The 10,373-nt window shown below is 39.5% G+C and carries 11 protein-coding genes and 2 pseudogenes; 10 read left to right on the forward strand and 3 right to left on the reverse strand.

Annotation, left to right across the window (positions count from 1 at the left end; genetic code table 11):
* Positions 1-105: 105 nt before the first annotated feature.
* Positions 106-225 (reverse strand): annotated as a pseudogene (locus G5B06_RS19700) (plasmid mobilization protein); the annotation flags it as partial.
* 298 nt (positions 226-523) lie between these two features.
* Between G5B06_RS19700 and G5B06_RS19705 the strand changes: the two are divergent.
* Positions 524-649 (forward strand): annotated as a pseudogene (locus tag G5B06_RS19705) (IS110 family transposase); the annotation flags it as partial.
* A gap of 88 nt (positions 650-737) precedes the next feature.
* Here the strand turns inward: G5B06_RS19705 and G5B06_RS17810 are convergent.
* Positions 738-1,187, reverse strand: coding sequence for an Rrf2 family transcriptional regulator (locus G5B06_RS17810; protein WP_173772657.1), 450 nt, complete (start codon positions 1,185-1,187; stop codon positions 738-740).
* A 154-nt stretch (positions 1,188-1,341) separates the two neighbouring features.
* Between G5B06_RS17810 and G5B06_RS17815 the strand changes: the two genes are divergently transcribed.
* From G5B06_RS17815 to G5B06_RS17850, 8 genes are all read left to right on the forward strand, one after another.
* A complete protein-coding gene (locus G5B06_RS17815) occupies positions 1,342-2,211 on the forward strand; it encodes an NAD-dependent protein deacetylase, SIR2 family (RefSeq protein ID WP_173772659.1) in 870 nt (289 codons plus the stop codon).
* Positions 2,211-3,053: an NAD-dependent protein deacetylase, SIR2 family gene (locus G5B06_RS17820; RefSeq protein ID WP_148446782.1), complete on the forward strand. Its 843-nt coding sequence runs from the start codon at positions 2,211-2,213 to the stop codon at positions 3,051-3,053. The genes G5B06_RS17815 and G5B06_RS17820 overlap by 1 nt, the downstream gene beginning before the upstream one ends.
* Before the next feature lie 5 nt (positions 3,054-3,058).
* Positions 3,059-3,454, forward strand: coding sequence for a C-GCAxxG-C-C family protein (locus tag G5B06_RS17825; protein WP_173772661.1), 396 nt, complete (start codon positions 3,059-3,061; stop codon positions 3,452-3,454).
* A gap of 52 nt (positions 3,455-3,506) precedes the next feature.
* Positions 3,507-4,484 (forward strand): NAD-dependent protein deacetylase, encoded by a 978-nt coding sequence (locus G5B06_RS17830; protein ID WP_173772662.1) that lies wholly within the window; start codon positions 3,507-3,509, stop codon positions 4,482-4,484.
* A 385-nt stretch (positions 4,485-4,869) separates the two neighbouring features.
* A complete protein-coding gene (locus G5B06_RS17835; protein WP_173772664.1) occupies positions 4,870-5,652 on the forward strand; it encodes an LCP family protein in 783 nt (260 codons plus the stop codon).
* 145 nt (positions 5,653-5,797) lie between these two features.
* Positions 5,798-6,418: a hypothetical protein gene (locus tag G5B06_RS17840; protein ID WP_173761580.1), complete on the forward strand. Its 621-nt coding sequence runs from the start codon at positions 5,798-5,800 to the stop codon at positions 6,416-6,418.
* A 138-nt stretch (positions 6,419-6,556) separates the two neighbouring features.
* Positions 6,557-6,757: a hypothetical protein gene (locus G5B06_RS17845; RefSeq protein ID WP_148447033.1), complete on the forward strand. Its 201-nt coding sequence runs from the start codon at positions 6,557-6,559 to the stop codon at positions 6,755-6,757.
* 81 nt (positions 6,758-6,838) lie between these two features.
* On the forward strand, positions 6,839-8,647 hold the full coding sequence (locus G5B06_RS17850; protein ID WP_173761581.1) for a Na/Pi cotransporter family protein: 1,809 nt from the start codon (positions 6,839-6,841) through the stop codon (positions 8,645-8,647).
* A 45-nt stretch (positions 8,648-8,692) separates the two neighbouring features.
* Here G5B06_RS17850 and G5B06_RS17855 read toward each other — a convergent pair whose 3' ends face one another.
* Positions 8,693-9,172 (reverse strand): helix-turn-helix domain-containing protein, encoded by a 480-nt coding sequence (locus G5B06_RS17855; RefSeq protein WP_148447030.1) that lies wholly within the window; start codon positions 9,170-9,172, stop codon positions 8,693-8,695.
* Between the two features lie 284 nt (positions 9,173-9,456).
* Here G5B06_RS17855 and G5B06_RS17860 point away from each other — a divergent pair, with 284 nt between their 5' ends.
* Positions 9,457-10,263: an alpha/beta hydrolase gene (locus G5B06_RS17860; protein WP_148447028.1), complete on the forward strand. Its 807-nt coding sequence runs from the start codon at positions 9,457-9,459 to the stop codon at positions 10,261-10,263.
* Positions 10,264-10,373 lie beyond the last annotated feature (110 nt).

Below are 10,373 nucleotides of genomic sequence, written 5' to 3' on the forward strand. Positions count from 1 at the left end.
CTGGCAAACGTGTAGTCGTAGAGTGCTTTGTCCTGTAAGCCACTGGTTTTAAGATTATCAACATTCAATCCTTTTAAGTTTATTCCTGCATGCTCAAGTACATGCCTTGCGTAAAAAGGCTGACATGCTTTTCATGCCGGATGCTTTGAATTTGGTAGTGAGAATGTACTGCTCATCATCGCTGAGATAAAATTACACCGGATTGGTGCGGTTTCTGTTTGCCATTGAGTCACGTCCTTCCTAAAATGGGTACAAAAAAACTGCTGTAAAATGTTCGGTTTTTACAACAGTCTGTTTCGTGTTTAATTCAATTTTGGGTGTAACTACCCAAGGCAAATTGTAGCAAAGACGGTAGGAAGGGTCAAGGTATTCCAACGGAAAACCGGAGAAAAATCGAAAGAGGGTTAGGGATACTTCCCTATGGAAATTTAACCACACAGACGATAGGAAAGTGTGGGGAATTTCGCCTGTGTCATGACACAGGCAGTGCTTGCTATTCTTGATTAGTTAAAGATTTTTAACTTTCTTAGATAAGAAACGTGCTCAAGGCAAGCCTTACTATGTCTATATGACTGCAGGTGCCAACAAGTTTCTAAGAATCTACTACGGACGAGTGAAAGAATATCTTTCATCTCTTCCAGAATCTTAATTATCCACTAATATTTTCAGGCCAGCACTGGTGTGGTGGTCTTATTTTGATACCTAATTTTCAACCTGTATAAAATTTTCAATGTTCTTCAATTTAGCCTTGACTTTTTATTTGCAGGCTTGATTTTAAAATAATACCGATCAATAATATCCTGCAATGTAATGGATTTCATTTTTTCATCTACCATATTTTGAATTTCATGATAGAAGTCCCCAATAGCGAATTGAATGTTGATACCGATTCCACAATCCGGATTGGTATCTGTGTCCAGGTGAAGCAGCGGCTTATCGCCCTCTACAGCTCGGTAGATGTCATACATATTGATTTTATCTGCCGATTTTGCAAGAGCGGCATTCGCATGACCCTGTGTGTTGACAACAATGCCTGCATTTTTCAGGGTTGCCATAAGCTGTCTGACATAAGCCGGGTTTGTCTTGATACTTTCTGCAATTTTTGTGCTGGAGAGTTGTTCGTCATCTCCAAGAGCAATAAATATAAGAATATGAATGGTGTCACTAAGCTTTGTGGAATATTTCATTTGTCACCTCGAATTTTCTTCTTGCAATTTTTAAACTTACATGATAACATGATTTTAATGCTTGATGTAAATTTAATTTTAACAAGTAAAAAAATAAAAGTCAAGCAAAATAAAAAGTGTGGAATCTGATATAAAAAAGGAGATAAGGTGGTGTATGCAAAAGGAGGAACAAGTCAGTTTTCTGGCAGAAAAAATCCGTCAGGCAGATGCCGTTTTAATAGGCGGTGGTTCTGGTCTTTCCAGTGCGGCGGGATATAACCATTATCATTGGCTACCCTATATGGAGGAATGTTTACAAGATTTCAAGGAATGGTATGGACTGAAATCTCCCTTTGACGGTTTTTACTACTGTTATTCATCGCCGGAACAACAGTGGGCATATTATGCACGTTACATACAAAGTATGTGGGATGCACCTACAGGGCAGCCATACTATGACCTGCGTGATATTGTGGCGAAAAAAGAAGTCTTTGTTTTAACAACCAATATAGATATGCAGTTTGAACGGATTTTTAAGAAAGAAAGGATTTGCGATTATCAAGGTAACAGCGGTTATGTTCAATGCAGTCAGCCTTGTCATGACCAAATTTATTCCAATGTAGAAATGATTCGCAGGATGAACGAAAATATCCGGGAGCTGCGTGTTACTTCCGAGCTTCTGCCAAGATGTAATGAGTGCGGGAGAATCATGGTTCCCTGGGTAAGGGATGATACATTTTTGGAGGGAAAAGACTGGAGAGAAGGTGTAAGGCGATATGAGAATTTCCTAAAAAAATATCTCATGAATGGAACAGATAAGAATGTTGTACTGCTGGAGCTGGGGGTTGGTGAGATGACACCCAGTATTATTAAACTTCCTTTTTGGGAAATGACATACAAAAATGAAAAGGTGTTTTATGCCTGTCTGAATCAGAAGAAATCCTCAACTCCAGAACATATAAAAGACAAAGGCATTTATATAGCAGGAGATTTGGCAGAAACCTTGCGGGATTTAAAAGAAAACATAGTGGGAAAGGAAATGTGATGAAGATGAATGTATATCAAGAGATAAGTCAAATCATCAAAGAAGCAGATGGTATTTTGATTGGAGCCAGTAATGGTTTGTCTATCGCAGAGGGATATAATATTTTTGCAGATGACGCATGGTTTCAGGAAAATATGGGAGATTTCAGAGAAAAATACGGACTGCGTTGCGTTTTACACGGATTTTCAGTGCCAATGAAGGTAGAAGAAAAGTGGGCGTTTGTAAGCAGACTTGTTAAGGCAAAAGCTATGCAGGATGAGCCGAGTGAGATTATGAAAAACATCTATGCACTAGTAAAGGATAAAGAATATTTCGTAGTAACTTCCAATGCGGAGGATCATTTTGTGCCGGCAGGTTTTGAGGCAGACCGTGTTTTTGAAATGGAAGGGAAATTAACCCAGATGCGGTGCAAGAACAGATGTCATGACGAGGTCTATCCTAATCAAAAAGCAGTTCTCGCCATGACAGAAGAGGAAGTAAACGGAAGAGTACCCAAAGAGTTACTGCCGAAATGTCCAAAATGCGGTGGAGATATGGAAGTAAATTGGGGTGAGATGTCCTCGTTTACAGAAACGAAAAATTGGAAGGAAAAGGCTGCCCGCTATCAAGAATTTATTCAGAATTTACATGGAAAGAAGCTGGTAATTCTGGAATTTGGTATTGGTTGGAGAAATCAGATGATTAAAGCTCCTTTGATGCAGCTTGCAGCAGTAGAACCACAGGCAAGATATATCACATTTAACAAGGGCGAAATTTACATTCCAGAGGAAATCAAAGAAAAATCCATCGGTGTGGATGGTAATCTTACGGTAGCGTTAAAGGAAATCAGAAAGGAAATCTAAGGAAAATGAAAAGAGAAGAAAAAGCAGTATATTACAAACATAATGGATTTAATTGCTGTCAGTCGGTTATCAAGGCAATGATCGATTTATCAGATTCTGATAAGGAAACACTGACGAATGCTGCATCCGGATTTGCGGTAGGTATGGGAGGTATGGAAGCAACTTGTGGTGCATTGATTGGAGCAACCATGATGGCGGGAATTGTAAAGCCGGGGAAGAAAAGTGTGATAACGGCACGGGCGATATTAAACAAATTTCAGGAATATTCAGGTGCAACCATATGTAAAGACCTAAAGGGAAAGGATACAGGTGTTGTACTCTGTGAATGTGATGATTGCATTCGCAATGCAATACGGGCTTTTGACGAGGTGTTACCGATGGAATCAGAAAGGGAAGGATAGACTAAGTAAGGTGGTTAAAGATATTACAGTTGTGAGATAGGAGAATGAAAAAATGAGCTGTTATGAAAATTTGGTAATGAAAACACAAATGAACTATTCCGGACACTATAGTACCTATGCATCCGGCGGTACTGCTGTAGTGTTGAGCAAACAAAAACCACTTCCTTATGAGGAACAGATTCAGGAATTTGTTCGCAGAGTGCAGGAGGCAGAGTGTATCATAGTAGGCGGAGCATCCGGTTTATCAGCGGCTGGAGGTGGTGACTTTTATTATAGTGATACCCCTTCTTTTCGTGAGCATTTTGGAAAATTTGCAGATAAGTATGGATTCAAAGGTGCTTTTAGTGGAATGATGCATCGGTTTTCTACAAGAAATGAACACTGGGGATATGTGGCAACCTTTTTAAATACTACACAAAATGCTCCTATCAGAGAGCCATATCTGGATTTGGATAGAATCTTGCAGGGAAAGGATTTTCATATCTTAACGACTAATCAGGATACACAGTTTGTAAAGATTTATCCGGAAGAAAAGGTCAGTGAGATTCAGGGAGATCATCGTTTCTTCCAGTGTTCCCAGTGCTGTCAGGATGAAACATGGGATGCCGTACAACCTGTGGCAGATATGATTGCGGCTATGGGAGAGGGGACAATGGTGCCGGATGAACTGATTCCTCGATGCCCTCATTGTGGTGCGGAAATGTTTCCGTGGGTAAGAGGATATGGGAATTTTCTGCAAGGGAAAAAATACGAAGAAGAATATGAAAAAATCTCAAAATACATTCAAAAGAATAAAGATAGAAAAATTCTCTTGATAGAACTTGGAGTAGGGCGCATGACACCGATGTTTATACAGGAACCGTTTTGGGAACTGACAAACAGCTTGAAAGATGCATATTATATTTCCGTAAATTCAGAATATCAGTTTTTGCCAGAATTCATTGAAGATAAGGGGATTGCTATTTTGGGAGATATAGGAACAGTGTTAAAAGATTTGCGGAAAGCAAAAGAGGAAAGTGCATTTGTATAGGATACTTGTTCTTGATATTCCACTTGATGGAGAAACATTAGAATATTGATTGATACAAAACTGCACTCAGGGATATTGTGGGTGCAGTTTTGCATTAAAATTATTGATTACGATACAGTTTCTGATATGCAGTAGGTAATATCTGAAATATATCTCGAGACTATGAAAAAATCTCTGTAAATAGGATTCTTCTATGATAAGAAAGGGTGAGTAGCTTAAAAACTAGGCTTTTCACCCTTGCTATTTCTGGAATCAGAATGCTTCAGAAACAGGAAGCGGTATTTCAGAAGAAGGCGCCAAAGGTCAGGCAGTAACGGATGAAAATACGGTCCAGTATCAGGGAAATACATATAAATATAACGATCATCTCAGTAATTATCTGTTTATGGGAATAGATACCAGAGATAATGTAGACAGTTATGAGTCTCAAGCAGATGCAGGACAGGCAGATGCTATTTTTCTGGTTTCCATGGACAGAGCTACAGAACAATTGAAAGTTTTATTTATTCCCCGTGATTCCATGACAAAAATAGAAGTACTTAATCCGTCTGGAAAGAGTTTTGGCATGACAACGGATCATATTAATATTCAGTATGCGTACGGGGATGGAAAACAGAAAAGTTGTGAGCTGATGAAAACAGCCGTATCCAATATGTTAAATGGGCTTCCTATTCAGGGGTATTGTTCCATGAACATGGACGGAATTTCGACAATTACAGATTTTGTTGGTGGTGTGGAAATTACAGTACCGGATAACAGTCTGGAAGAAGTAAATCCTGATTTTAAGGAGGGGGCATCTGTAACGCTGACCGGTGAAAACGCCGAGCAGTTTGTGCGGTATCGTGATACAGAAAAAAGCCAAAGTGCACTTGTGCGTCAGGAGCGTCAGAAAACATATCTTCAGGCTCTTTTGAAAAAGGTACAGGAGCAGGCTTCGGAAGATGCCGGTTTTGTAACAGATCTGTATGACAGTATCCGTGATTACACAGTTACCAATATGGGAAATGATATTTTTGCAAAACTTCTCGTTGCATCCAGAAATGGAATTGCAGATACACAGACAGTTCCAGGTAAGGGAACAGAAGGTGAAAATTTTGATGAGTATCAGATTGATGAAAATAAGCTGTCAGAAATGATTATTTCCATGTTTTATGAAAAAATGGATTGATATTATGATCTATTTGTTTTACTATGTATACATATGGGGTAAATGAGATGTTTGCCTTATTATATACAGTTATGTTACATAAGAGATGGATGGTACGAAAGTACTGTTATCTAAATAATTTTTTACTCAAAAGGAGAGGTGCATTATGAAAATGGCAAAGAAATTCATGGCACTTGCGTTAGCTGTTGTCCTCAGTGTAGGATGTGCATTTTGCGTTAGCGCAGATGGAAGTCGTACCAAGAACATTACAGTAAGTCAGGAGCAGTCCAAGATCTATGAAGTCCTTCAGAAGATTGAGGAGACTGACGGGTTTAAAGAGCTCAAAGAAGAATACCCGGAAATTGCGGAAGTATTACAGAAAGTTGGAGAAGGCAAGATGGATATGAAGGGATTTATTGATTTCCTGAAAACTCTTGCTACAGAAGAAAAAGATGAAACCCGTAAGGCTAAACTTGAAGATGTAATTGAAAAACTTGAGAAAAAAGAGTTTGTTACAGGGTTTGTTCAGTTTAAAGTACTTGACTTTGATAAAGCTGTAAAAAGTGCAGAGGATGAAGATAAGTATGAGGTAGATCTTTCTGTTCCAAGCATCACAGATGAGATGGAGAATATTCAGCTGTTATGTTACAATAAAGAAAAGAATGAATGGAGCATTGCTGAACCAATCAGTGTTGACAAGAAAAATAAGACAATTAAAGTTGCTCTGGAAGATCTCTGCTATTTTGCTATTATCGCAGATGCGAAAGAGGAAAACACTACAAAATAATTTGTTTTAACTGAATAATTTCAGTACAAAAAAACAGCTTTATGATATCAGAACGGGATATCATGAAGCCGTTTTTTGTTTTATATACAAGGAAAAATGATATGAAAGTTTCTAGCACACTTAAGGAAGTTAATGCACTTGAAGAAGATTATAAAACAAAAAGCAGAGAAATTTTTGTGCAAAACTGCTCAAAAATACTCATATAAAGGACTGACTTTTGGAAACACAAGGCCAGTCTTTAAAATTTTTTATTTTGGGTGTAAATCTTTTGTTGTAATCTGGGAATTGATGTGGCATAATAAATGGGAAAATGTTAAAAATAAGAAAAATCCGGATTAAGGAAATGTAAAATTACATTTTCGGGATAACACGGCTCCTGACAGATGCTGACAGGAAGCGAGTATGACAAAGGAGAAAATTATGGCAATTTTTTCAATGATCTTATCTTTGTTATGTGGAGTATCATTATTTTTATTTGGAATGTCCTTAATGGGCGATGGTCTGAAGCTGGCAGCCGGTAATAAGCTGGAAGCGTTTCTCTATAAGATGACCAATACTCCACTGAAGGGTGTCGCACTTGGTACTGGTGTTACCAGTGTGATCCAGTCGTCTTCTGCGACGACTGTTATGGTAATCGGTTTTGTAAACTCCGGTATGATGAAACTGAAACAGGCGATAGGTATCATCATGGGAGCAAATATCGGAACCAGTATTACAGGCTGGATCTTATGTCTTTCTTATATTGAAGGATCCAATGGTATTGCAAGTATTCTTTCCACAGCAACAATTTCAGCTGTTGTGGCAGTTATTGGTATTATTTTCCGTATGTTCTGTAAGCGAACCTTACATAAGAATGTAGGAAATATCATGCTTGGTTTTGCGATTCTGATGACAGGTATGCAGATGATGAGTGGAGCGGTATCTCCTCTTCGTGAAAGTCCGGTATTCATTAAGATGCTGACCATGTTTTCCAATCCGATCGCAGGTATCCTTGTTGGTATTGCATTTACCGCAGTACTGCAGAGTGCATCTGCAACAGTCGGTGTACTTCAGGCGCTGTCTGTAACCGGAATCTTGACATTTGCGAGTGCGTTTCCGATCGTTCTTGGTATTGGTGTCGGTGCTGCATGTCCGGTCCTTATTTCTGCGATTGGAGCCAATAAGAATGGTAAGAGAACTGCTCTTGTGTATCTGATCAATGACCTTTTTGGTTTGATCCTCTGGTCAGTGATCTTCTATACAGTAAATGCATTTGTACATTTTACATTTATGGATATGACGATGACACCGGTAGCGATCGCCCTTCTGAACACAGTCTTCCGTCTGGCGACAGTTATTGTGCTGTTCCCGTTTATTCCAAAGATCGAGAAGCTGGTATGCTGGCTTGTGAAGGATAACAAGGAAGATTTGGAAGATGAGGCAGACTTTGATCTTCTGGAGGAGCGTCTTTTGAATTATCCGGCTCTTGCTATTGCACAGTGTCACCGTGTAATGAACGGAATGTCCAAGAAACTTCGTAAAAACGTCAACAGAGCCATGAACCTTCTGAATGATTATCAGCAGGATAAATATGATAAGGTTCAGCGAAAAGAGGATCTGATCGACAAGTATGAAAGCCGTCTTGGAGAATATCTGATTCAGCTAACCAAGAGAGAGATGAATTCCGCACAGACAAGACAGACTTCACTGTATCTGCATACGATCAATGACTTTGAGCGTATTGGTGATCATGCTTCTTATATTGCACATATGTCCAGTGAGATGCATGATAATCACACGAATTTTTCTCAGGAAGCCTGGGATGAACTGAATGTTGTTATGGAAGCAGTTCGTGAGGATATCAATATAACCTGCAATGCTTTTATGAAAGATGATAAGGAAATGGCACAGAGAGTAGCACCTCTGGGAGCTGTGATCACAGGACTCTGTGATGTGCTGAAGATGCGCCATGCAGAACGTCTGAGCCAGGGCAAATGCGGACTGGAGGAAGGAACAGTATTCAGTGATATCCTGAACAGTTTCTGCCGTATTGCAACTCACTGTGCAAGTGCCATGGTTGCGCTGATGAAGAGTGGAGAGACCGGTTCAGATCTTCATATCCATGATTCCAAGATCTATCCTACAAACAGTGTGGAGTATTATCAGTATTTTAAGGAATACGGACAGAAATATGATATTGTAAACCAGGAAGGTCATATGCTTAGTATGGAGCCGGAAGAGGTAGAATAAAAAATTCAGGCAGCGGAGTAAAAAATAATCTCCGCTGCTTTTTTTCTACCACGGATATTTACCCTTTTTAGCATAAGGAAGAAGTTTACCATCGAATTTAATGATAACACGGTGATTTCCCTCTGCATCTTCGGTCACATCTACATCCAGTCCGAAATCTATAGCGCTCATGATGGCGTTTCCACCCTGTTCGTGAATAATGTCTTTGATGGCAGGACCGTAAGTATCAATAACTTCATGAAGTCGGTAAAGAATCGGATCAGTATTTCCCTTATAAGGATGGCTGTTGAGAAATGCAGTAGCGGATGGACTGATTTTAAGCGCTTCTGCAAGTTTCAGTGTGTATTCTTCCGGAACATACTGCTGTCCTTCAAACACAGAAGCGAGCCATACTTTATTGACTCCTATGAGTTCAGCTAATTGTTCGTAAGTCAGCCCGGAAGCTCTTTTTGCTGCTTTTAAAGATTCCAGTTCGTCAGCATGTTCCAGTCGGGTAAGATAATCAGCGTTATTCATTGGTGTCATAATAGATTCCTCCTTAAGTAATAATCTTAAATAAATAATTGTATAAAAAAAACGAGATGCCTTAAAAAGGTACCTCGCTGTACAAAAACAATTATAGTTCAGAGAACAGAATGTGTCAATGCTTTATTTATTACTATTTACTATAAAAAAGTATATAATTGCTGATAATTAGAATCAGGGGTTATCAAAATACAGATTTCATGGTATGATAAATCTATATCAGACAGCGTAAGACATATAATGGGGATATGCATCTTACAGCAGGAAAAAGGGAGGTTTTTACTATGGGTGAAAGTATGATCACATCGTTTGACGGAACGAAACTGTATTTAAAAAAGGAAACGGCAGCAGATAATAAGGCTGTGATCGTGATCGTTCACGGTCTCTGTGAGCATCAGGGCAGGTATGATTATTTTGCAGAGAAGCTTCATGAGGCGGGAATTGGTACCTACCGTTTTGACCACAGAGGACATGGACGCTCTGAAGGAGAGGAGACTTTTTATTCGGATTTCAATGAACTTCTGGATGACACCAATGTAGTGGTGGATATGGCTATTGAAGAAAATCCGGATATCCCGGTATTTCTTCTCGGACACAGCATGGGAGGATTTACCGTTTCTCTGTACGGGGCCAAATATCCGGCCAAAAAGCTCCGGGGAATCATTACCAGCGGTGCGCTGACTGCAGATAACGGAAAGCTGATCCGTGGAGTGCCGGGAGGAATGGATGTACATACACGTCTTACCAATCAGCTGGGTTCCGGTGTATGCTCTGTGCAGGAAGTGGTAGACTGGTACGGAAAAGATCCATATAATAAACAGTCTTTTACAGCAGGTTTATGTTATGCGATCTGTGACGGACTTGACTGGTTCAGGGAGAAAAAAGCAGAATTTTATTATCCGGTTCTTATGACTCACGGTGAGAAAGATGGATTGGTAAGCGTACAGGATACCTACGATTTCTTTAAAGAAGCAGGATCAGAAGATAAACAGATGAAGATCTACGGCGGACTTTTCCATGAGATTTTGAATGAATACTGTAAAGACGAAGTAATCGGGGATATGATCCGGTGGATGGAAGTACGGATCTGATTGGATACTTTTTGCTCCAGATTTGAAATTCGGTAAAGTTTCAGATCTGGAGTAATTGTGTGACAGTAAAAATAAACCCCCTGCTATGCAGGGGGAGGGAAGATCTTTAG

The organism is Blautia luti (assembly GCF_013304735.1).
Lineage (GTDB): Bacteria > Bacillota > Clostridia > Lachnospirales > Lachnospiraceae > Blautia_A.